Origin of the sequence: Micromonospora sp. NPDC047753 (assembly GCF_040642735.1) — a bacterium.
In the GTDB taxonomy this organism is placed as follows: Bacteria; Actinomycetota; Actinomycetes; order Mycobacteriales; family Micromonosporaceae; genus Micromonospora.
On the sequence record NZ_JBEYSL010000045.1, the window covers coordinates 1 to 22,905 of the forward strand.

Below are 22,905 nucleotides of genomic sequence, written 5' to 3' on the forward strand. Positions count from 1 at the left end.
CACACCCCCCCCCCCCCCTCCACCCCCCTCGACCGCTCTCCTCGTGTCGGGCCGCCTCGTGTCGGGCCGCCTCGTGTCGGGCCGCCTCGTGTCGGGCCGCCTCGTGTCGGGCCGCCTCGTGTCGGGCCGCCTCGTGTCGGGGCGCCCGGGAGCGGCCGGGGCAGGGGTCAGTTCGGGGCGACCCGGGTCAGGTAGGTGTGGTGGGTGACGAAGCCGAGCCGCTGGTAGAGCGCGACCGCCGCCGCGTTGCGCTGCTCGACCTGGAGGAACGCGTGCGTCGCGCCACCCGACACGCCCCAGCTGGCCAGTTCGTGGATCACGCGGCGGGCCAACCCCTGGCGGCGTGCCGCCGGTAGGACCTCGATCAGGCTGAGGCCCAGCCAGCGGCCCTCGCCGGTCACCGTGCCGCGGCCGACGGCCACCAGGGTGCCGTCGTCGTACACGTGGGCGAAGCGGACCTGTTCCACGGCGGTGAGCACGTGCCGGGCGGCGTCCGGCAGGCCGCCCTTGCGGCCGGCGGCGATGGCCAGCCACTCCTCGCTGGGCGCGGTGGCGAGTTCGACGACCGCACCGCCCCACTCGCCGGCCGGACCGGTGGTGGCCGGCTCCGTCACCGGCGCCCCGGAACTCGCTGGCGACGCCAGCACGGGTAGCGGCGCGGTCCGCACCAGCGTCGGCGGGCGGGTGCCCCAGCCGCGGTCGTCCAGTTCGGCGCCGACCGGAGCGGAGAGGGGCAGCGGCGTGTTGATCAAGGCGGGTTGCCGTCGCTCGGCGTACCAGCGTTCCACCGCGTCGACCGCGGCGGCCAGTGGTCGGTCCGGGTCGCCGATCGGCAGCGCCGAGTTGGCGCGCCCGGTCCAGCCCTCGGCCGACCGGAGCAGCCAGTCACCCAGTCGGCCCCGGATCGGTGCGGGCCAGGCCTCGTCGGCGGCCCGCTCCAGCGCCACGACCGCCGCGGCGGTCGGCCGACGGGTCGGCGGGACGCGCTTGGCGCGGTGGACCTGCGCCACCGGGACCCGAAGCGACCCCTGCGCGGTGGCCAGCGTGAGATGAGTCTCGCTCAGCTCTACCAGCTCGCCGAGGGCATCGGAAAATAGCGGGCGGCCCTCGCGAATCCCCACAATCCGGCGGACCACGATTCGGTGTCCCACATCCTGCTGTCGGAGCACGATCGACCCCCTCCCCGGCGAGATACTAGGCTCTTACCGTCGCGGGAGATCGCGGCGAGTCTTGCGGAGGAGAAGACCGGTGACCTACATCATCGCCGAGCCGTGCGTAGATGTGCTCGACAAGGCATGCATCGAGGAGTGCCCGGTCGACTGCATTTACGAGGGCAATCGGATGCTCTACATCCACCCCGACGAGTGCGTCGACTGTGGTGCCTGTGAGCCCGTCTGCCCCGTAGAGGCGATCTTCTACGAGGACGACGTCCCGGAGCAGTGGAAGGACTACACCGGCGCGAACTACGAGTTCTTCGAGGACCTGGGCTCGCCCGGTGGCGCCTCGAAGGTCGGCAAGGTGGAGAAGGACGCCACCTTCGTCGCCGCGCAGCCGCCGCGCGGCGAGGGCCACTGAACCGGCCCGCGCCGGTCTCGTCGCGGCTGCCCGAGTTCACCTGGGACACCCTGGACGCCGCGGCCACGTTGGCCGCGGCGCATCCGGAGGGCCTGATCAACCTCTCCATGGGTACGCCGGTCGACCCGGTGCCCGAGGTGATCCGGCGGGCGTTGGCTGACGCGTCCGACGCTCCCGGTTACCCGCTGACCGCCGGCACCCCGGCGTTGCGGGCCGCCATCGCGGCGTGGGTGTCCCGGGCCTGTGGCGCCGGCGTCGACGGTCTCGGTGTGCTGCCGACCATCGGCTCGAAGGAGCTGGTGGCCTGGCTGCCCACGCTGCTCGGCATCGGCCCGGGTGACGTGGTGGTGGTGCCGTCGGTCGCGTACCCCACCTACGAGGATGGCGCCCGGCTTGCCGGTGCCACAGTCGTTCGTGCCGACTCGCTCACGGCGGTCGGGCCGACCTCGCGGGTTCGCCTGGTCTGGGTCAACTCGCCCGGCAACCCAACCGGCCGGGTGCTGCCCGCGGCGCACCTGCGCAAGGTGGTCGACTGGGCCCGCGAACGTGGCGCGGTGGTCGCGAGCGACGAGTGCTACCTGCCCCTGGGCTGGTCGGCCGACCCGGTCTCGGTGTTGTCTCCGCAGGTCAGCGGGGGCAGCTACGCCGGGGTGCTGGCCGTGCACTCGCTCTCCAAGCGGTCCAATCTTGCCGGCTACCGGGCCGGGTTCGTGGCCGGCGACCCGACGCTCGTCGCCGAGCTGCTCAAGGTCCGCAAGCATGCTGGCATGATCGTGCCCGCGCCGGTTCAGGCGGCCATGGTCGCCGCGCTGGAGGACGAGCGACACGCCGAGGAGCAGCGGGAGCGTTACCGGGCCCGGCGGGAGGTGCTCGCCGCGGCGTTCACCGGTGCCGGGTTCACCGTCGAGCACTCCGAGGCGGGCCTCTACCTCTGGCTGACCAGGGGTGAGGATTGCTGGCAGACGGTCGACTGGCTGGCCCGACGCGGCATTCTGGTCGCCGCCGGCGTCTTCTACGGCCCGACGGCCGGGCAGCATGTCCGGGTCGCGCTGACCGAGTCCGACGAGCACATCGCCGGCGTCGCGGCGCGCCTCGCCTGATCGCGGCGCCGGGCGGTCGAGCATGGTGGACAGGCCGGGTGCGCGGGTACGGGCGGCGGTCGTCGGCACCGGCCTGATCGGTGGCTCGGTGCTGCTCCGGATGGTCGCCGCCGGCATCGACGTGGTCGGGTGGGACCCGGACGAGGCCACCCGGCGGGAGACCCGTCGGGTGGGCGTACCCGCGCCCGACCGTCTGGTCGAGGCGGTGACCGACCGGGACGTGGTCTTCCTGTGCGGGCCGTTGCCCACCCTGCCGGCGGCGCTGGTCGAGGTGGCGGCGATGACCGGCGAGCGTTGTGTGCTCACCGACGTCGGTAGCACCAAGGAGCAGGTGGCGGTGTTCGCCGCCGCGCACGGGCTGACGCACCGGTTCGTGCCCGGCCACCCGATGGCGGGCACCGACCGGGCGGGCTTGACGGCCGCGCGCCCGGACCTGCTCACCGGCGCGGCCTGGGTGCTCTGTCCGGCGCCCGGCCCGGCCACCACCGCGTTCCGTTGGCTGGCCGAGCTGCTGGTGGAGGTCTTCGAGGCCCGGGTGGTGCCGATGTCCGCCACGGCGCACGACTCGGCCGCCGCGCTCGCGTCCCACGTGCCGCACCTGCTCGCCGGCGCGCTGGCCGGCGCCGTGCAGCGCGCACCGCTGCGCGACGCGATCCTCGCGCTCGCCGCCGGCAGCTTCTCCGACGGCACCCGGGTCGCCGGAACCCCGGCCGATCGGACCGCCAACATGCTGCTCGGCAACCGGGACCGGGTGCTGCGTGAGCTGGCCGAGGTCACCGCGTTCCTGGACGACCTGACCACCGCGCTGCGCGCCGATGACGCCCCGGCGCTGACCGCCCGCTACGACGAGGCGCGGGCCTCCCGAGTGGCGTTGCGCGACCGGCGGTTCGACGTGGACGACAGACAGTTCCCGGCCGGTGGTGACCACGCCGCAGAGGTGTCCTGGTTGCGCGAGCTGGGGGTGGCCGGCGGCTACCTGGCCGGCCTGCACGTCGACGCGGACAGCGTCTCCTACGCGGCGCGGCGTCCCGTCGCTGACTAGGCTGAGGGGCATGACGGTGGACGGTCCGGTGGTGCAGGTGCGCGGCGAGGCGTACCGGGAGGTGCCTCCCGAGCTGGCCCGGTTCGCGGTCACCGCGACAGCCCGCGACCGTGACCGGGAGGCGACGCTGACCCGGTTGGCCGAGCGGGCCGCGGCGGTCCGGGTGCTGCTGGACGGCTCCGGGCCGGCGGTGGCGCGGCGGGAGACCGGCGACCTGCGGGTGCGGCCGGAGACCCGGCGCTCGGGTGAGCGGGTGGTCGCCTGGCACGGCAGAGTCACCACCACCGTCACCGTCACCGACTTCACAGCGCTGGGTGAGCTGATGCTCCGGCTCGCCGACCAGGACCAGGTCGAGGTGGCCGGCCCCTGGTGGGAGCTTCGTCCGGACAGCCCCGCCCACCGTGCGGTCCGGCACGCCGCGATCAGCGACGCGCTGCTGCGGGCCCGAGAGTACGCGGAGGCGCTGGGCGCCCGGGTCACCTCGTTGATCGAGCTGGCCGACACGGGTCCCGGCGACCGACCGATGTTCGCCAGTGCGGCCTTCGCCCGAGGCGGTGGCGCGGGCGGTGGTCCGCCGGAGCTTGAGCTGGACCCGCAGCCGCAGACCGTGCAGGCGGCGGTGCAGGCGCGGTTCACCATCAGCGACCCGGTTCTGGGCTGATGCCGCCGGCCCGGGTGCTGTCCGCCGACGAGTTGGTGGCGCGGGCGTTGACGCTCGCCGAGGCCGGCCCGCGACAGCTGCTCGGCATCGCCGGCGCACCGGGCGCCGGGAAGTCCACCCTGGCGGAACGGATCGTCGCCGAGATCGGGCCGGCCGCCTGCCTGGTGCCGATGGACGGCTTCCACCTGGCGCAGACGCAACTGGTTCGCCTGGGCCGCGCCGACCGCAAGGGCGCTGTGGACACCTTCGACGCCAACGGGTACGTCTCGTTGCTGCGCCGGCTGCGCCGGTTGGAGCCGACGTCGGTCTACGCGCCGGAGTTCCGCCGGGAGCTGGAGGAGCCGGTGGCCGGCGCGATCGAGGTGCTGCCGTCGGTCCGGCTGGTGGTGACCGAGGGCAACTATCTGCTGTTGCCGGATTTTCCCTGGCAGGAGATCCGACCACTGCTGCACGAGGCATGGTTTCTCGACCTCGATGCCGAGGTGCGGCACCGCCGGCTGACCGCCCGGCACGAGGCGTTCGGTCGGTCGCCGGAGCAGGCGCGGGCGTGGGCACTTGGCAGCGACGAGTCGAACGCCGCCTTGATCACCCCCACCGCCGACCGGGCTGACCTGGTCGTCCGCCTGTCAGATCCACCGACCGTCTAGCCGAGTTCGCGGACCGGCCGGGCCGGGTTTCCGACGGCCACCACGTTGGCGGGCAGGTCCCGGGTGACCACCGCGCCCGCGCCGACGACGGTGTCCGCGCCGATCGTCACACCGGCCAGGACTATCGCGCCACCGCCGAGCCACACGTTGTCGCCGATGGTGATCGGCTTGGCCGCCTCCCATTTGTCCCGTCGCGGGCCGGGCTCGACCGGATGCGTCGGTGTGAGCAGCTGCACGTTGGGGCCGACCTGGACGTCCGCGCCGAGGGTGATCGGAGCGACGTCGAGAAAGACCGCGTTGTAGTTGACGAAGCTGCGGGGGCCGATCCGGATCTGCCAGCCGTAGTCGCAGTAGAACGGTGGGCGGATCCAGGTGTCCTCGCCGAGTTCGCCGAGGAGTTCACGCAGTGCCGCGATCCGGGCCTGCGGATCGGCCGCGGGAGTGGTGTTGAAGCGCTCCATCAGCCGGGCGGCCCGGTCCAGATCGGCGATGATCTCGGGATCGTCGGCGATGTATGGCTCGCCGGCGAGCATCCTGTCCTTCATGGAGGTCACCGCCCGATCATGCCGGCCGGTTCGTCGGTCCGTGGCGGGTCCGTCACTTTCTGGCCTTCTTTTTGCATACTCGGTATGCAATTCTGGGTTGTCAATGTGACTCCATCCATCAAGACGCTTGACCAGGAGGATCCGTTGCACCAGGGAAGAAGATTGGCCGCTCTCGGCCTCGTGTTCGCGCTGGCGCTCTCCGCGCCGGCTCCCGCCTCAGCCACGGCCGCCGCGCCCGCCCCACCGGGCGGCACCGACAAACAGTCCACTCCGGGTGGACCCATCGCCAACCGCTCGACCACCGTCACGCTGATCACCGGTGACCGGGTCACAGTCACCGCGTCCGGTGCCTCGGTCCGGCGCGGCGCCGGCCGCGAGGACGTGCAGTTCCTGGTCCAGCGCGAGCGTGGACGCCTCACCGTGACGCCGACGGACGCGCTGCCGTTGCTGCGCTCCGGCCGGGTGGACCGGCGACTCTTCGACATCACCGGCCTGGTCGAGGCGGGTTACGACGACACCAGGCGCAGCACCCTGCCGCTGCTGGTGTCGTACGGCTCGACGGGGACCGCCCGGCGTGCCCCGGCCGCCCTGCCCGGCACGCGGCTGACCCGCGACCTGCCGGTGATCCGCGGTGCCGCCCTGAACAGCGACAAGTCCTCCCTCGGCGCGGTGTGGGCGACTCTCGCCACCGGTCCCGCCGGGGCCCGTCTCGACGCGGCGGGGGGCGTCGAGCGGATCTGGCTGGACGGGCGTCGACAGGTGAGCCTCGACCACAGCGTGCCGCAGATCGGCGCGCCCGCCGCCTGGGCGGCTGGGTTCACCGGTGCCGGAGTGTCAGTCGCGGTGCTGGACACCGGCGTCGACGCGACCCACCCGGACCTGGCCGGCAAGGTGGCCGAGGCGCGCAACTTCACGGAGGCCACCGACGCTCGCGACACTGTCGGCCACGGCACCCACGTGGCCTCGACGATCGCGGGCTCCGGCGCGGCCTCCGACGGCAAGTACCGGGGCGTGGCACCGGACGCGACGCTGCTGGACGGCAAGGTCTGCGAGGACAACGGCTGCCCCGACTCGGCGATCCTCGCCGGCATGCAGTGGGCCGCGGTCGAGAAGAAGGCCGCAGTGATCAACATGAGCCTCGGCGGCTGGGACACCCCGGAGGTCGACCCGCTGGAGGAGGCGGTGCAGACCCTGACCGCGCAGACCGGCACGCTGTTCGTCCTCGCCGCCGGCAACGACGGCTCGGACGGCTCGGTAGGCTCCCCGGCCAGCGCCGACGCCGGGCTCGCAGTGGGCGCGGTGGACCGCGACGACGAACTGGCCGACTTTTCCAGCCGGGGCCCGCGAGTCGGCGACGACGCGCTGAAGCCGGACATCACCGCGCCCGGCGTCGACATCGTCGCCGCCCGGTCCGCCAACGGCGTCATCGGTGATCCGGTGGGGGACCGCTACGTCACGCTCTCCGGCACCTCAATGGCCACCCCGCACGTGGCCGGGTCGGCCGCGCTGCTGGCCCAGCAGCACCCCGGATGGCGCGCTGACCAGCTCAAGGCCACCCTGATGGCAGCCGCCAAGCCGCACCCGGACCAGACCGCCTACCAGCAGGGTGCCGGGCGGGTCGACGTCGCACACGCCATCACCCAGCAGCTCACCACCGACCCGGTGAGCGTCTCGTTCGGGCGCACGCTCTGGCCGCACACTGACGACGTTCCGATCACCCGCACGGTGACCTGGCGCAACGACGGCCCGGCCCCGGTCACAGTGGACCTGAGCATCGAGGGCGCCGGCCCCGGCGGTCGGGCGCTGCCGGTCGGCCTCTTCCAGTTGGGCGCCGACCAACTCACAGTGCCGGCAGGTGGCACCGCGGCCACGACCGTCACCACTGACACCCGGGTCGGCGACGCCGACGGTTACTGGACCGGGCGGATCGTGGCCCGGTCCGGTGCTGCGGTAGCTGTCACCCCGCTGGCCGTGAACCGGGAGGTGGAGAGCTACACGCTCACCGTGGAGCACCTGAACCGCGCCGGCGCGCGCACCGCGGACCACTGGACGTCACTGGTCGGATTGGACACCTTCGGCTTCTGGGACGTCGTCAGTTCCGACGGGGTGGCCACCGTGCGGGTGCCCAAGGGGCACTACGGCCTGAGTGGCCTCGTCTTCGAGCCCGGTCCGGAGGACGAGCAGCGCGGGATGTCCCTGTTGATGCAGCCCGAGGTGACCGTCGAGCGGGACACCCGGATCGTCGTGGACGCCCGTCGGGCCAGGCCGGTGCGGACGACCGTTCCGGACCGGACCGCCGTCCCGCAACTGATCGACCTCAGCGGCAACTTCACCGCCGACGACGGCAGTGGGTACGGGGTCGGGCTCTGGGCGGAGACGTTCACCGGCCTGACCAGCGGGCAGATCGGCAAGCCGGTCTCCGCCGACACGTTCGTCGCCACAGTCAGCAGCAACTGGACCACGCCGGAAGTGGCCAACAGCCCGTACCTGTACGCGTTGGCCGAGGCGATCCCCGGCCGGATGCCCACCGGGTTCGTCCGCGACTACACCCGGCGGGACCTGGCCACGGTCGTGCACCAGTTCCGCGGTGGCCACCCGGGCACGGTGGCCGAGCGGCTCGTGTTCCCCGAGCTGGAGTACAACGTCGGCTATTCCGCTGTGGTCCTGCCCACCGTCGTGCCCGGCCAGCGGGTCGAGTACTACAACACCAGGAACGTGAAGTGGGAATCCGAAATCTACTTCGGAACGGTGGACGAGGAAGGCTGGTTGAACCCGAACGCGGCGCTCTTCTCCGTCGCCACCGCCTACCGGGCCGGCCGGACGGTCCAGGAGATCTGGAACCAGGCGCCGTACTCACCGTCCTTCCCGAAACCACGCTGGCCGCACCAGAGCGTCTCCCGGGTCGGCGACACCATCCTGGCCGACGTGCCGATGTACAGCGACGCGGCCGGGCACCCCGGCGCCTCGCTGACCGACAGTGAGCACACCAAGCTCTGGCGCAACGGCAAGCTGGTCGGGGAGAGCGAGTACGCCGGCTACGGGGAGTTCACAGTGCCACCGGGTGCTGCGGACTACCGGCTCGTCACGTCGGCGAAGCGGAGCTTCACCGACCTGAGCACCGAGGTGGAATCCAGCTGGACCTTCCGGTCGAGGCACGTCGCCGGTGAGACGCCGGCCCGACTGCCCCTGTCGGCGGTGCGCTTCGCGCCGCCGCTGCGGGTCGACAACAGTGCTCCGGCCGGTCAGGGCTTCGTCGTACCGGTACGGGTGCAGCGGCAGCCCGGCGCAGCGGCCAACCGGGTGGAGAAGCTCACCGTCGACGTCTCCTACGACGGCGGGAAGACCTGGGGTCGGGCGAAGCTGGTCCGTACCTCGACCGGCGGCTGGTCGGCCCTGTTGCGGCATCCGGCCGGCGCCGGCCACGTGTCGCTGCGGGCCACCGCCCGGGACACCGCCGGCAACACGGTGACCCAACGGATCATCCAGGCGTACCGGTTGCGCTGAGGCGTACCCCGTCCGGGTCCGCGGCCGAGCGCCGCGGACCCGGCGGGGCCGTCAGTCGTTGGCGTGCAGAGCGGCGTTCAGCTCGATGCCCCGCCCGGTGCGCGGCCGGGCCTCCAACCCACCGGTGACCGAGTTGCGCCAGAACAGCAGGCCGTCGACGCCGGACAGCTCCCGGGCCTTGACCACCCGGCCGTCAGGGAGCGTGATCTTCGACGCGGCGGTGATGTAGCAGCCGGCCTCGACCACGCAGTCGTCGCCGAGTGAGATCCCGACGCCGGCGTTCGCGCCGACCAGGCTGCGCTCACCGATGCTGATCTTGTCGGTGCCGCCGCCGGAGAGGGTGCCCATGATGGAGGCCCCGCCACCGATGTCGGAGCCGTCGCCGACCAGCACGCCCTGCACGATCCGCCCCTCGACCATCGAGGTGCCGACGGTGCCGGCGTTGAAGTTAACGAAGCCCTCGTGCATCACCGTGGTGCCGGCGGCCAGGTGCGCGCCGAGACGGACCCGGTCGGCGTCGGCGATCCGCACACCGGAGGGCACCACGTAGTCGGTCATCCGCGGGAACTTGTCCACCCCGTACACCGACAGGTGCCGGCCGGCAGCCCGCTCGATCACCCGCAGCTCGTCCACCCGCTCCGGGGGGCACGGCCCGGCGGACGTCCAGGCCACGTTGGCCAGCTTGCCGAAGATGCCGTCCAGGTTGAGCTGGTTGGGTCGCACCAGGCGGTGCGAGAGCAGGTGCAACCGGAGGTACGCGTCGGAGGCGTCCTTGATCGGGTCGTCCAACGAGCCGATCACGGTCACGACCTGCACGGTACGCAGGCCAGGCAGGGACCGGTCACCGAGCGCGGCCGGTGGCAGGTCGAGCACGTCCGCCTTGTCCTCGCCGGCGACCAGCGGCAGCTCGCCCAGGCCCAGCTTGCCGGTCGGGTACCAGGTGTCGAGCACCTGCTCGTCTGCGGTGACCGTAGCCAGGCCGATGCCCCAGGCGGAATCTGCGGACGTCACTGTTACACCTCTCGGTCACGGCCGGGCTGACCTCGGCTCGCTCCTCGCGCTGACAGACCTGAAGGTACCGTGCGAACCATGGAGAACCCGCTGACCCCCGAGGTCCTCGCCGATCCGGTGCAGCTGACCCGCGCTCTGGTCGACATAGAGTCCGTGTCCCTCAACGAGAAGGCGATCGCCGACTGTGTCGAAGAGGTGCTGCGGGCCGTACCGCACCTGACCACCCACCGGCACGGCAACACGGTGATGGCCCGTACCGACCTCGGTCGGTCGCAGCGTGTCGTGCTGGCCGGGCACCTCGACACGGTGCCGTTGAACAACAACTTTCCGTCGACGATGCGCGGCGACCTGATGTACGGCTGCGGCACCTCCGACATGAAGTCCGGCACCGCGTACGCGCTGCACCTGGCGGTGACGCTGCCCGAGCCGCGCTACGACGTGACGTACTTCTTCTACGAGGCCGAGGAGATCGAGTCCAAGTACAACGGGCTCAACCTCGTCGCCCAGGCGTTCCCGGAGTGGTTGCAGGCGGACTTCGCCGTGCTGCTGGAGCCGACGTACGGCATCGTCGAGGCGGGCTGCCAGGGCACCATGCGCTCGGTGGTCACCACGACCGGCGTACGCGCCCACTCGGCGCGCTCCTGGCACGGGGTCAACGCCATCCACGCCGCTGGCGAGGTGCTGCGACGCCTCCAGACGTACCAGGCGCGTCGGGTCACCATCGACGGCTGCGACTACCGCGAGGGCATGAACGCGGTGCGGATCAACGGTGGGGTGGCCGGCAACGTGGTCCCCGACCTGTGTGAGGTCGAGGTCAACTACCGGTTCGCCCCGGACCGCACCCCGGCCGAGGCGGAGGCGCACCTGCGTGAGGTGTTCGCCGGCTTCGAGCTGACAGTCACCGACACTGCTGCCGGTGCCGCGCCCGGGCTCGACGCGGCCCCCGCGAAGGAGTTCCTGGCGGCGGTCGGCGCCGCGCCGATCGGCAAGCTGGGCTGGACCGACGTGGCCCGGTTCGCGGCGATGGGCATTCCCGCGCTGAACTTCGGCCCGGGCGACCCGAACCTCGCCCACCACCCCGACGAGCACGTCGAGATCAGCAAGATCCGCGACGGCGCGGCAACCCTGCACCGTTGGCTCGCCCCAGCCTGACCCTGGTCGCCCCATCGCGTCCGGTCGCCCCGGTGATCAAGAGGTTTGCGTCAGCCTGGCCCGTTGTCGGCGACGCAAACCTCTTGATCGGCTCCGGACGGGGTGGGGGAGGTGGGGATCGGGTTCTGCTGGCGGGTGCGGCGGCGTTCGGCCACCACGTCTCGGATCCGTCGCTGCATCTGGCGACGAATCCGGATCATCTCGCTGTTACTGATCACGCTGTCTCCTCCCCCGAAGGCGCGCGCCGGGGCATACCCGGTATGTGAATAGTAAGACGTACGGGAGCGCCGAATAGTTGCCATGATCCCGAACAATTTCTCGGCGTCCCCGCCCCGCGCACCCGGGCGGTGCTGCTCCACTACGGTTGCCCCATGAGCCAGAGCAACGGGCGGGAGGCCGGTCGCGGTCCCGGACAGGAGCGGCATCGTGGTGCGGTCACCCTGCGCAGAGGGGCGATCCCGAGCAGCACCGCCGACCAGCGACTGCTTGATTCACGGGGGCGCGGCGACTGGAAGACCAAGGACGCCTGGCGCGCGCTGCGCATCCTCGCCGAGTTCGTCGAGGGCTTCGACACCCTCGCCGACGTGCCGTCGGCGGTCAGCGTCTTCGGCTCGGCGCGCAGCGCGCCGGACAGCGCCGAGTGCCAGTTGGCCGAGCAGTTGGGCGGTGCGCTGGCCCGAGCCGGCTACGCGGTGATCACCGGAGGTGGGCCCGGCGTGATGGAGGCCGCCAACCGGGGCGCCAGCGAGGCCAACGGGCTCTCCGTGGGGCTCGGCATCGAGCTTCCGTTCGAGCAGGGCATCAACGAGTGGGTCGACCTGGCCATCGACTTCCGCTACTTCTTCGCCCGCAAGACGATGTTCGTCAAGTACGCCCAGGCGTTCGTCGTACTGCCCGGCGGGTTCGGCACCATGGACGAGTTGTTCGAGGCGCTCACCCTGGTGCAGACCGGCAAGGTCACCCGGTTCCCGGTGGTGCTCATGGGCGTCGCCTACTGGCAGGGCCTGTTGGACTGGCTGCGCGACACGATGGCCGCCACCGGCAAGATCGGGCCGGTCGACCTGGACCTGATCTGCCTCACCGACGACGTCAACGAGGCGGTCCGGTACATCGTCGCGTCGGAGGCCGCTCTCTCCGCCGAGCAGGAGGCGGTCCGCGAGGAGGCTGTCGCCCGCACCGGCGCAGACCAGCAGGCGGCAGCCGAACAGGCTCGGGACCACGACTGATGGCGGCGATCTGCGTCTTCTGCGCCTCCTCTCGTACCCTCGATCAGCGCTGGTTGGACCTGGCCGCCGAGACCGGCGCGGAGCTGGCCCGGCGCGGGCACACGTTGGTCAGCGGTGGTGGCTGTGTCGGCATGATGGGCGCGCTGGCGGACGGCGCCCGATCCGCCGGCGGGCGCACCCTCGGCGTGATCCCGCAGTCGCTGGTCGACCTGGAGGTCGCCGACCTGGCCTCGGACGAGCTGCTGGTGACCGACTCGATGGCCAGCCGCAAGACCCTGATGATCGACAAGTCGGACGCCTTCCTCACCCTGCCCGGCGGGCTGGGCACCCTGGACGAGTTGTTCGAGGTCTGGACCACCGCCACCCTCGCCCAGCACACCAAGCCGATGGTGCTGATCGACACCGACGGGTTCTACCGCCCCCTGCTGGACTGGCTCGACGCGCTGGCCGACCAGACCTTCCTCAAGCCCGCCGGCCGCGACCTCCTGACGGTCACCACCACCGTCACCGAGGCCCTCGACGTCCTGGAATCCCACCTGACCTGACCTGCCCCCACCCCCGCTCCGCCCGCCCTGCCCGGCCCGGCCCTCGGCCCGCCCCCGGTGATCATGAAGTTAGCGGTGTGTCCGTCGGCGTGTCGCGCCGCTAACCTCATGATCGACAGGGGTAGATGGGGTGGGGTGCGGGGGCGGGGCGGGGCGGGGCGGGGTTTGGGTGCTGGTTGGTTGTCGTATGGGTCTGATGGGATGAGCTGATGCAGGCGTACCGGTTGGTGCGGCGGCCCGGAGGGCCGGCGCGGGGGGACGGGGCGACGCCTGACAGCGCTTCCCTGCTCGCCAGCGACGGCACGTCCGCGGGCAGTGTCGGCACGCCGGGTGGGCCCGATCGCGTGGCCGGGGCCGAGCTGGCCGTCGGCAGCGGCTGGCGGGCCGATCCGGTGCAGGCCGAGGTGGTCGGGCACACCGACGGGCCGATGCTCGTGCTCGGCGGCCCGGGCACCGGCAAGACCAGCACGCTGGTCGAGGCGGTCGCCGCCCGGGTGGCCGAGGGGGCCGACCCCGAACGGATCCTGGTGCTGACCTTCGGCCGCCGAGGCGCCACCGCACTGCGACAACGCATCGAGGCCCGGATCGCCCAGGACGGCCACCGGGTGCTGCGCGAGCCGTTGGTGCGCACCTTCCCGGCGTACGCCTTCGGGCTGCTCCGCCGCGCCGCCGCCGAGCGGGGCGAACCGTCGCCCCGGCTGCTCACCGGCCCCGAACAGGATCTGATCATCCGTGAGCTGCTGGACGTGGTGGGCGAGGAGCCCGAGGACGACCCGGTCGGCTGGCCCACCGATCTGCGCCCCGCCCTGCGCACCCGGGCGTTCGCCGGCCAACTGCGCGACCTGCTCATGCGCGCCGCCGAACGCGGCGTGGGCCCGATCGACCTGGCCCGTCTGGGTGAGAAGCTCGGCCGCGCCGACTGGCCGGCCGCCGCCCGCTTCCTGCGGGAGTACGTCGCCGTGCTCGCGTTGCGCGACGTCAGCAACCGGGGATCCATCGCGTACGACCCGGCGGAGCTGGTCCGGGCGGCCACCGGGCTGCTGCGCGACGACGAGGAGTTGCTGGCCGCCGAGCGTCGTCGGCTCGCGTACGTCTACCTCGACGAGCTGGCCGACACCGACCCCGCCCAACTCGAGCTGCTCTCGGTCATCGCCGGCGGTGGCAAGTCGCTCGTCGCGTTCGCCGACCCGGATTCCTCCACGTACGCGTTCCGGGGCGCCGACCCGGCCGGGGTGGCGACGTTCCCGCACCGGTTCCGGACGGCATCCGGTGCGCCGGCCGCGCAGGTGCTGCTGACCACGTCGTACCGGGCCGGGCCGGGTCTGCTCACGGCGATCGCCCGACTCGGTCGCCGGCTGCGGGGCCCGGCCGCGCACCGCCGGCTGCACCCCCTGCCGGACGCGCCGCCCGGCGTGGTCGAGGTGCATACCTTCCGCTCGGCGACCAGCGAGGCCGCCTGGCTGGCCCACGCGCTGCGCTCGGCACACCTGCTCGACGGCGTGCCGTGGTCACGGATGGCGGTGCTGGTGCGGTCCACCGCGTTGCAGCTGCCCACCCTGCGACGGGCGCTGCACGCTGCCGGCGTACCCACGGTGGTGCACGGTGAGGATCTGCCCCTGCACCTGCAACCGGCGGTCGCACCGCTGCTGCTCCTGCTGCGCTGCGCGCTAGAGCCGGAACGACTCGACGAGGAGGCGGCGGTCGCGCTGCTGCACTCGTCGCTCGGCGGGGCCGACCCGCTGGCCGAACGGCGGCTGCGGCAGGGCCTTCGCGCGCTCGCGTTGGCCGGCGGTGACCGCCGTCCCTCCGGGGAGCTGATCGTCGAGGCACTGCAGGATCCGGAGGAGTTGGCCGGCATCGAGCGGCACTGGGCGGAGCCGGCGCAGGCGGTGGCCGGGCTGCTGGCCATCGCACGCGAGGCCGCTGCCCGGCCGGGCGCGACCGCCGAGGACGTGCTCTGGGCCGTCTGGCACGCCAGTGGCCTCGCCGAGCGGTGGGCCGGCGCGATCAACCAGGGGCGTCCGGAGGCCGGCGAGGGCGACCTGGCCCGGCGTCGGCGGGCCGAGGCTGCCGACCGCGACCTGGACGCCGTGCTGGTCCTCTTCGACGCGGCGGCCCGGTTCACCGACCGGCTGCCCGGTGCCCGCACCGAGGTCTTCCTCGACCACGTGCTCGCCCAGGACCTGCCGGCCGACACCATCGCCCCGACCGCCGACCGGGGAGCGGCGGTACGCCTGCTGACCGCGCACGCCGCGAAGGGCCTGGAATGGGACCTGGTCGCGGTGGCCGGTGTGCAGGAGGGCATCTGGCCGGACCTGCGGTTGCGCGGCAGCCTGCTCGGCTCCGAGCGACTGGTCGACGTGCTGGCCGGCCGGTCGGTCGACGGGGCGACCGCGGCGAACGTGGTGGGTCAGACCTCGGCGTTGCTGGACGAGGAGCGTCGGCTCTTCCACGTCGCCATCAGTCGGGCCCGCCACCGGCTGCTGGTCAGCGCCGTGGCATCGGCCGCCGTCGGCGGCGACGACCACGAGGAGCAACCCAGCCGGTTCCTGCACGAGCTGGGCCCGAGCATCCCGCCACCGACCCCACCGAGCACGCCACCGACCCCGCCGAGCACGCCACCGACCCCGCCGAGCGCGCCGCCGCCGGCCCCACCGACCCCGCCCGGTCCCCGCACCGAGCCGTCGTCCGGCGGCAACGGGGGCGCCGCGGCGGGCGACACCGGCGACGAGGCGCCGGACCGCCCCGGGGCGCTGCCGGTGACCCGTCCACCCCGGGCGCTCACGCTGCCGGCGTTGGTCGCGGAACTCCGTACCGCCATCACCGACCCGGCCGCCCCGGCGGCCCGGCGGCGCGCCGCGGCGGCCGAGCTGGCCCGGCTCGCCGCCGCCGGGGTGCCCGGCGCGCACCCCGACGACTGGTGGGGGTTGCGGGTTCTCTCCGACGACCGGCCGCTCGTCGACGACGGCGACCCGGTACGGGTCACCCCGTCGGCAATGGAGAGTGCGCTGCGGTGCAGCCTGCGCTGGCTGCTGGAACGGCACGGCGGTAGCGGCCCGACCAGCACCGCGCAGGGGGTGGGCAACCTGGTGCACGCCGCCGCGATGCTCGCCGAGGACGCCAGCGCCGACCGTGGCGCGCTGCTCGACTACGTGGCCGCCCGGTTCGACGCGATCGAGCTGGCGGCCCGGTGGATGGCCGGGCCGGAGCGGGAACGCGCCGAGGCGATGGTCGACAAGCTGCTGCGCTGGCTGGCCACCAATCCGCGCCGGTTGCTCGCCATCGAGCACGAGTTCGCCGTCCGCCTGGACGACCCGAACCGGCCCGTCGACCTGACCGGTCGGGTCGACCGGCTGGAGGTCGACGAGGCCGGGCGGCTCGTGGTGATCGACCTGAAGACCGGCAAGTCCACAGCTGTCACCGGCACCGACCTTGCCGAGCACCCGCAGCTCGGCGCCTACCAGGCGGCGGTGGAGGCAGGGGCGTTCGCCGAGTTCGGTGACGAGTCCGGGGGCGCCGCACTGGTGCAGCTCGGGACCTCCGCCAAGGACGCCAGGGAGCAGAATCAGCCGGCCGCCAGCGAGGGGCCGGCGGCCGGTTGGGCGACCGCGCTGGTCCGGCGGACCGCCGATACGATGGCAGCCGCCACGTTCGCCGCGGTGGCCAACTCGAAGTGCCGGGTCTGCCCGGTGCGCACCAGCTGCCCGGTCTCCGGGCAGGGTCGCCAGGTCGTCGAGCCGCCCACCGTCCGAAGCACAGGCGAGGGCGAGCAGTGAGCGTGCGAGCCCAGTCGCGACCTGGGACGGCACCCGTGAGGGCGAGGAGTGCGCCGGTGTTGGGAACTGAGACGGCACGGTGAGTCAGCCCACCCTGTTCGGCGCGGGTCCCGCGCCGACGCCCCGACTCGCGGACTCCGGCCCCCGGTACACACCGGTGGAGCTGGCCAAGCTGCTGCGATTGCCGGCGCCCACCCGGGAGCAGGCCGCGATCATCGCCGCCCCGGTCGAACCGCTGCTGGTGGTCGCGGGCGCCGGGTCGGGCAAGACCGAGACGATGGCCGCCCGGGTGGTCTGGCTGGTGGCCAACTCGTACGTGCGGCCGGAGCAGATCCTCGGGCTGACCTTCACCCGCAAGGCGGCCGGCGAGCTGGCCCATCGGGTACGAACCCGGCTCGACCAGCTGATCCGCCGACTCGGCCGGCAGGGGCGGGACCCGCTGGACGACCCGCTCGCGGGTGAACCCACCGTCTCCACCTACCACTCGTACGCGGGGCGGATCGTCACCGAGCACGGGCTGCGGGCCGGCTACGAGCCGTCCACCCGGCTGCTCACCGAGGCGTCCCGCTGGCAGTTGGTCGACCTGCTGGTGCGCAACTACGACGGCGACATGTCCGAGGTGGACCGGATGCCGAGCACCATCACCGACGCGGTGCTGGCGCTGGCCGGGGAGTTGGACGAGCATCTGGTCGCGCCGGACGACCTCGCAGCCTGGACCGGTCGGTTCTTCGCCGAGGTGCAGTCCCGACCGGGTCGGGTGTACGCCGACGTGCGTAAGGCGCTCACCCTCCAGCAGACCCGGTTGCGCCTGTTGCCGCTGGTGCGGGCGTACGCCCGGCGCAAGGAGGACTTCGAGGCGATGGACTTCGCCGACCAGCTCGCCCGGGCGGCCCGGGTGGCCCGGGACCACCCGGGGGTCGGCCTGATCGAGCGGGACCGCTTCCGGGTGGTGCTGCTCGACGAGTACCAGGACACCAGCCACGCACAGGTGGTGTTGCTCAACGCGCTGTTCGGTGGCGGGCACCCGGTGACCGCGGTGGGCGACCCGTGCCAGTCGATCTACGGCTGGCGGGGGGCCAGCGCGGGCACCCTGGACCGGTTCCCCACCGAGTTCGCCCGCGCCAACGGTGAGCCGGCACCGGCGCTGGGGCTCAGCACGAGTTGGCGCAACCGCCCGGAGATCCTCCGGGTGGCGAACGCGCTCTCCACCCCGCTGCGGGCGGCGGGCGCCCGGGTACCGGAACTGCGCTCCGCGCTGACCGTCCGGGAGCCGATCCCGCACCGCAGCCCGGGCGGCGCGGCCGGCGGCACCGTGCACTGCGCGATGCTGCCCACGTACGCCGACGAGGCCGCGTGGATCGCCGACAGCGTGCTCGCGGCCTGGCGTGGCGCGGCCGGGATGCCGGGCGCGGCACCGGAACACATCCCGGTGGAGCGCCGTCCGACGACGGCCGTGCTGGTCCGGGTGCGCAGCCAGATCCCGGCGATCGAGTCGGCGCTGCGTGAGCGGGGCCTACCCGTCGAGGTGGTCGGGCTGGGCGGCCTGCTGGACACCCCCGAGGTACGTGACGTGGTCTGCACGTTGCGGGTCCTGGCCGACCCGACCGATGGCGCCGCGCTGCTGCGGTTGCTCACCGGCGCCCGTTGGCGGATCGGGCCGCGTGACCTGGTGGCGTTGCACAGGCGAGCCCGGGCCATCGCGAACGCCCGGCGACAGGTGGCCGCCGACGAGGCCTCGGAGATCAGCCCCGACCTGTTGGACGAGGCGACCCTGGTGGAGGCGTTGGCCGACCTCGGGCCGGCGCAGGCGTACTCGGCCGAGGGTTTCGCGCGGCTGCGCGCGTACGGCCGGGAGTTGGCGCTGCTGCGCTACCGGCTGGACCAGGCACTGCCGGACCTCATCGCGGACATCGAGCGGACCATCGGCCTGGACGTGGAGGTCGCGGTGCGGGCCGGCCGGGACGGTGCCGGCGACGCGGGCCTGGCCCGGGGGCATCTGGACGCGCTCGGCGACGTGGCGGCCCGGTTCAGCGGGGAGACGCCCGGCGCGACCCTGTCCGGGTTCCTGTCCTACCTGGCCGCCGCCGAGGACGAGGAGCGCGGTCTGGCGCCGGGCGAGGTCGAGGTGGTGGAGGGCGCGGTGCAGGTGGTCACCGCGCACGCCGCCAAGGGCCTGGAGTGGGACGTGGTGGCGGTGGCTGGGCTCAGTCGTGGGCTGTGGCCGGGGCCGGTCCGCAACTCCGACCACTGGCTGGGTGGGCTGGGCGTGCTGCCGTTCCCGCTGCGCGGCGACGCCGACGGGCTGCCCGAGTTGGCGCTCGACGAGGCGGGGGACCAGCGGGCCGTGGCGCGGGCGGTGACCGACTTCACCGACGCGTGGCGGGCCCACGACGAGCGGGAGGAACGCCGGCTGACGTACGTGGCGGTCACCCGGCCGCGCCGGCTGCTGCTCTGCTCCGGTTACTGGTGGGGAGAGGGCACGAAGCGGCCGCGAGGTCCGTCGGTCTTCCTCCGTGAGGTGTACGACGCCTGCCTCGACGGCGGGCCGGGGCACCTGATCGACGCGTGGGCGCCCGAGCCGACCCCGGACGCGACGAACCCCACGGCCGAGGTGGTGCTCCGGGCGGAGTGGCCGGCCGACCCGCTGGGGGGTCGCCGGCCGGCGTTGGCCGAGGCGGCCGGGCTGGTGCGTCGCCTGATGGCCGACGGTCCGGCGGCGGCGCTCCCCGGGCCGGTCGGGCCGGTGCTCCCCGGGCCGGTCGGGCCGGTGCTCGCCGGGCCGGTCACGCCGATCGGCTCGACTGTCGAGTCAGGCGAGCCGGTCGAGCAGGTCGAGCCGGAGGTGGATCCGGAGGTGGCGCGCTGGCAGCGCGAGGCGGACCTGCTGTTGGCGGAGCGCGCCGAGCTGACCCGGCTTTCCGGTGCGGTCGAGGTGGCGCTGCCCGGGGCGCTGAGCGTCACCCAGCTGGTAGCGCTGCGGCGTGATCCGGCGGCGCTGGCGCGTACGCTGCGTCGCCCGGTGCCGTCCGAACCCAACCCGTACGCCCGTCGAGGCACCGCCTTCCACGCCTGGTTGGAGCAGCGCTTCGGCGCCGACCGCCTGTTGGACCTGGACGAGCTGCCCGGCGCTGCCGACGCCGACGCCGCACCCGACGAGGCGCTGGTCGAGCTTCAGGAGCGGTTCCTGGCCAGCGAGTGGGCCGACCGGTCACCGGTGGAGGTGGAGGTGCCCTTCGCCACGGTGATCGCTTCAGTGGTGGTGCGGGGCCGGATGGACGCGGTCTTCGCCCGGCCGGGTGGCCGGTTCGACGTGGTCGACTGGAAAACCGGCGCGCAGCCCACCGGGCCGGCAGCCGACGTGGCCGCCGTGCAGCTGGCGGTGTACCGGCTGGCCTGGGCGGAGTTGGCCGGCGTGCCGGTCGACCGGGTGGGCGCGGCGTTCCACTACGTCCGCCACGGGGTCACTGTCCGGCCCGCCGATCTGCTGGATGTGACCGGCCTCACGGCCATGATCGCCCAGTTGCCCGAGGATTCTGCCCAACATTGACCACTGCGGGGAAAACCGTGGTAGGTTGACCGGGTTGCAGTTTTGGTTACCAGAGACTCTGTGTGCGCCTGGCGGGATTGTGGCCCCAGGCGCTCTTTGTTGTGTCCGGAGTTCTCCGGGCGGGGCGACCAGAAGCGACAGGCGATTCGCGCATCCCCGCGCGGAGCGCTCCTCTTCGGGCACGCAACACGTGCGTGTCCGACGTTCCGTCAAGGAGACGAAACACATGGCTATTGGCACCGTGAAGTGGTTCAACGCTGACAAGGGCTTCGGCTTCATCACCCCCGACGGCGGCGGCGCCGACGTCTTCGCCCACTTCTCGGCGATCCAGTCCTCCGGCTACCGGAGCCTGGACGAGAACCAGCGGGTCGAGTTCGAGGTGACCCAGGGCCAGAAGGGCCCGCAGGCGGAGAACATCCGCCCGCTCTGATCTTCGGATCGGTCAGCATTACCTGTCGCGCCCTCCGGGTGTGACGGTGACGGGACCGGCCCGCCCCGCCGCCGCCTGCCTACGCAGGCGGCGGCCCGGCGGCGGGCCGGCCTGTACTCCCTTTCGGTTCGTGCTTGTGAGTCCTGGCGGCCTTGTTCCGCTGGTTGACAGCGCCGATTTCGGTGCCCTCCCTCGACACGTGCCGCGTCGAGGAAGGCTTCCGCATGACCACAGTTATTCCCTCTTTCGCTCATACCGGTCTGGCGCCGGCGCTGCTCACCGCGCTGACCGCGCAGGGCATCACCGAGCCGTTCCCGATCCAGACGGCGACGCTGCCCGACTCGCTCGCCGGCCGGGACGTGCTGGGCCGGGGTCGCACCGGCTCCGGCAAGACCCTCGCCTTCGGGCTTCCTCTGCTGTCCCGCACCGTCGGCCGTAAGGCGCGGCCGGGCCGCCCGCTGGCCCTGGTGCTGGTGCCGACCCGCGAGTTGGCTCAGCAGGTCACCACCGCCCTGGCCCCGTACGCCCGCGCCGTCGGGCTGCGCTGCGCCACAGTGGTCGGCGGCCTGTCGTTGCAGCGGCAGGCGGACGCCCTGCGCGCCGGCGCCGAGGTTGTCGTCGCCACCCCCGGTCGGCTGCACGACCTGATCAACCGTGGCGACGCCCGGCTCGACCAGGTCGAGATCACCGTGCTCGACGAGGCCGACCAGATGGCCGACATGGGTTTCCTGCCGCAGGTCACCAAGCTGCTGGAGCAGGTCGCGCCGCAGGGGCAGCGGATGCTCTTCTCCGCGACCCTGGACGGCGGTGTGGACCGGCTGGTCCGCCGCTTCCTGAGCAACCCGGTCACCCACTCGGTCGACCCGGGCACCGCGACGGTCACCGCGATGACCCACCACGTGCTGCACGTCGACGCCGCGGACAAGCCCGACGCGTTGACCCGGATCGCCGCCCGTGAGGGCCGCACCATCCTGTTCATGGGCACCAAGCACCGCGCCGACCGGCTGGCCCGCCAGCTGCTGTCCAAGGGCGTACGCGCGGCGGCGCTGCACGGCGGCAAGTCCCAGCCGCAGCGCACCCGGATCCTGGAGCAGTTCCGCAACGGTCAGGTGACCGCCCTGGTCGCCACCGACGTGGCAGCCCGTGGCATCCACGTGGACGGCCTGGACATGGTGGTCAACGTGGACCCGCCGACCGAGGCGAAGGACTACCTGCACCGCGGCGGCCGTACCGCCCGGGCCGGCGAGTCGGGTTCCGTGGTCACCCTGGTCCTGCCGGAGCAGCGCCGGGACGTGTCCCGGCTGATGGCCACCGCCGGTATCCGGCCCGAGTCGGTCCAGGTGCGCGCGGGTGACGGAGCACTGGCCCGGGTGACCGGTGCCCGCGAGCCGTCCGGTGTGCCGGTGACCATCGTCGCTCCGCCGGCACCCGCCTCTCGGACCCGTACCTCCGGCGGCTCGGCCACCGATGGTGGCGCCCGTCCGGCGCACCGCGCGTCGGGCCGGTCCCGTCGGCCGCGTCGCCCCCGTACCGTCTGATCTTCTGCGCGTCGACCGACCCGTCCCGCTTCGGCGAGGCGGGTCGGTTTTGTCTGCGCGGTGACCCCGGCCGGTCGGCTGTCGGCCCGGCCCGACCGGTCAGCCGGCCGCGCCGGGTGGCCCCCTCTGCTGAGTCGGTAATCAGCCTCGTCCGGGTCGGCTGGCCGACTGCGCCCCGGTCGGTCGTGGTCGAGGCTGACCGACGGGGGGAAGTCGGGCGGGGGGCCCGGCTCGGGAGGGGTGACCATGGCGGGCGAAGCCGGCTCGGGTGCGCTGCGTGAACTGATCCTGGTGGTCGCGGTCGCGCTCGCCGGATTGTTGCTCGCCATGGTTGCGGCCTTCGCGCCCTGGCATGCCACCCCGGCGGGTAACGCTCCCGCCGGTCTGGTGGAGCTGCGCAGTCCTGGCGACCCGGGCCTCAGCCCGGCGACCGCACACGTGGGCTGAGCAGCGACCGGCCTACCGGTGCCGGCGGAGGGGCAGGCCCGGTCAGGATCGGTACGAGATGTGGTGGGGGGGGGGGGGCCCCCCCCCCCCCCCCACCCCCCCCCCCCCCCCCCCCCCCCCCCCCCCCCCCCCCCCCCCCCCCCCAGGCGGGAGTGTTTT

18 protein-coding genes are annotated in these 22,905 nt (G+C 73.2%); 14 read left to right on the top strand and 4 right to left on the bottom strand.

Going from position 1 to position 22,905, the window contains the following annotated elements:
* Positions 1-167: 167 nt before the first annotated feature.
* Positions 168-1,169 (bottom strand): GNAT family N-acetyltransferase, encoded by a 1,002-nt coding sequence (locus tag ABZ749_RS06345; RefSeq protein ID WP_357223435.1) that lies wholly within the window; start codon positions 1,167-1,169, stop codon positions 168-170.
* Between the two features lie 79 nt (positions 1,170-1,248).
* Here ABZ749_RS06345 and fdxA point away from each other — a divergent pair, with 79 nt between their 5' ends.
* From fdxA to ABZ749_RS06370, 5 genes are read left to right on the top strand one after another with little or no spacing between them, the layout of a single operon-like run.
* Positions 1,249-1,575, top strand: a complete 327-nt coding sequence (gene fdxA / locus ABZ749_RS06350) for a ferredoxin (protein WP_030490464.1) — start codon at positions 1,249-1,251, stop codon at positions 1,573-1,575.
* Positions 1,572-2,675, top strand: coding sequence for a succinyldiaminopimelate transaminase (gene dapC / locus ABZ749_RS06355; RefSeq protein ID WP_357223470.1), 1,104 nt, complete (start codon positions 1,572-1,574; stop codon positions 2,673-2,675). The genes fdxA and dapC overlap by 4 nt, the downstream gene beginning before the upstream one ends.
* A gap of 22 nt (positions 2,676-2,697) precedes the next feature.
* Entirely contained in the window at positions 2,698-3,717 is a 1,020-nt protein-coding gene (locus ABZ749_RS06360) for a prephenate dehydrogenase/arogenate dehydrogenase family protein (RefSeq protein WP_357223438.1), read from the top strand.
* A gap of 10 nt (positions 3,718-3,727) precedes the next feature.
* The gene (locus ABZ749_RS06365; RefSeq protein WP_357223441.1) at positions 3,728-4,378 is read left to right on the top strand and encodes an SIMPL domain-containing protein; all 651 of its coding nucleotides are present in this window, start codon (positions 3,728-3,730) and stop codon (positions 4,376-4,378) included.
* Positions 4,378-5,025: a nucleoside/nucleotide kinase family protein gene (locus ABZ749_RS06370; RefSeq protein ID WP_357223443.1), complete on the top strand. Its 648-nt coding sequence runs from the start codon at positions 4,378-4,380 to the stop codon at positions 5,023-5,025. The genes ABZ749_RS06365 and ABZ749_RS06370 overlap by 1 nt, the downstream gene beginning before the upstream one ends.
* Here ABZ749_RS06370 and ABZ749_RS06375 read toward each other — a convergent pair.
* On the bottom strand, positions 5,022-5,579 hold the full coding sequence (locus ABZ749_RS06375; RefSeq protein WP_357223445.1) for a sugar O-acetyltransferase: 558 nt from the start codon (positions 5,577-5,579) through the stop codon (positions 5,022-5,024). The two genes, ABZ749_RS06370 and ABZ749_RS06375, sit on opposite strands and share 4 nt — an antisense overlap.
* Positions 5,580-5,654: 75 nt before the next feature.
* On the opposite strand from ABZ749_RS06375, the gene ABZ749_RS06380 reads away from it, so the two are divergent.
* Positions 5,655-9,074, top strand: coding sequence for a S8 family serine peptidase (locus ABZ749_RS06380; protein WP_357223448.1), 3,420 nt, complete (start codon positions 5,655-5,657; stop codon positions 9,072-9,074).
* Between the two features lie 51 nt (positions 9,075-9,125).
* On the opposite strand, the gene dapD is transcribed toward ABZ749_RS06380, so the two are convergent.
* Positions 9,126-10,085 (bottom strand): 2,3,4,5-tetrahydropyridine-2,6-dicarboxylate N-succinyltransferase, encoded by a 960-nt coding sequence (dapD, locus tag ABZ749_RS06385; RefSeq protein ID WP_112640841.1) that lies wholly within the window; start codon positions 10,083-10,085, stop codon positions 9,126-9,128.
* A 78-nt stretch (positions 10,086-10,163) separates the two neighbouring features.
* Here dapD and dapE point away from each other — a divergent pair, with 78 nt between their 5' ends.
* Positions 10,164-11,237 (top strand): succinyl-diaminopimelate desuccinylase, encoded by a 1,074-nt coding sequence (gene dapE / locus ABZ749_RS06390; protein ID WP_357223452.1) that lies wholly within the window; start codon positions 10,164-10,166, stop codon positions 11,235-11,237.
* A 50-nt stretch (positions 11,238-11,287) separates the two neighbouring features.
* Here dapE and ABZ749_RS06395 read toward each other — a convergent pair whose 3' ends face one another.
* Positions 11,288-11,455 carry a hypothetical protein gene (locus ABZ749_RS06395; RefSeq protein WP_156057972.1) on the bottom strand — a complete coding sequence of 56 codons (168 nt, stop codon included), beginning with the start codon at positions 11,453-11,455 and terminating at the stop codon, positions 11,288-11,290.
* A gap of 153 nt (positions 11,456-11,608) precedes the next feature.
* On the opposite strand from ABZ749_RS06395, the gene ABZ749_RS06400 reads away from it, so the two are divergent.
* The 7 genes from ABZ749_RS06400 to ABZ749_RS06430 all read left to right on the top strand — a co-directional run bounded on the left by ABZ749_RS06400 (position 11,609) and on the right by ABZ749_RS06430 (position 22,746).
* Complete coding sequence (locus ABZ749_RS06400) at positions 11,609-12,463, top strand: TIGR00730 family Rossman fold protein (protein ID WP_357223454.1); 855 nt, start codon at positions 11,609-11,611, stop codon at positions 12,461-12,463.
* Positions 12,463-13,008 carry a TIGR00730 family Rossman fold protein gene (locus ABZ749_RS06405; RefSeq protein WP_357223457.1) on the top strand — a complete coding sequence of 182 codons (546 nt, stop codon included), beginning with the start codon at positions 12,463-12,465 and terminating at the stop codon, positions 13,006-13,008. The genes ABZ749_RS06400 and ABZ749_RS06405 overlap by 1 nt, the downstream gene beginning before the upstream one ends.
* Positions 13,009-13,217: 209 nt before the next feature.
* Entirely contained in the window at positions 13,218-16,784 is a 3,567-nt protein-coding gene (locus ABZ749_RS06410; RefSeq protein ID WP_357223460.1) for an ATP-dependent DNA helicase, read from the top strand.
* Between the two features lie 79 nt (positions 16,785-16,863).
* Positions 16,864-20,331, top strand: a complete 3,468-nt coding sequence (locus tag ABZ749_RS06415) for a UvrD-helicase domain-containing protein (RefSeq protein WP_357223463.1) — start codon at positions 16,864-16,866, stop codon at positions 20,329-20,331.
* Positions 20,332-20,557: 226 nt separating this feature from the next.
* Positions 20,558-20,761, top strand: a complete 204-nt coding sequence (locus ABZ749_RS06420; RefSeq protein ID WP_007464836.1) for a cold-shock protein — start codon at positions 20,558-20,560, stop codon at positions 20,759-20,761.
* Positions 20,762-20,985: 224 nt separating this feature from the next.
* The gene (locus tag ABZ749_RS06425; RefSeq protein WP_357223465.1) at positions 20,986-22,299 is read left to right on the top strand and encodes a DEAD/DEAH box helicase; all 1,314 of its coding nucleotides are present in this window, start codon (positions 20,986-20,988) and stop codon (positions 22,297-22,299) included.
* Between the two features lie 246 nt (positions 22,300-22,545).
* Entirely contained in the window at positions 22,546-22,746 is a 201-nt protein-coding gene (locus tag ABZ749_RS06430) for a hypothetical protein (RefSeq protein ID WP_357223468.1), read from the top strand.
* Positions 22,747-22,905 lie beyond the last annotated feature (159 nt).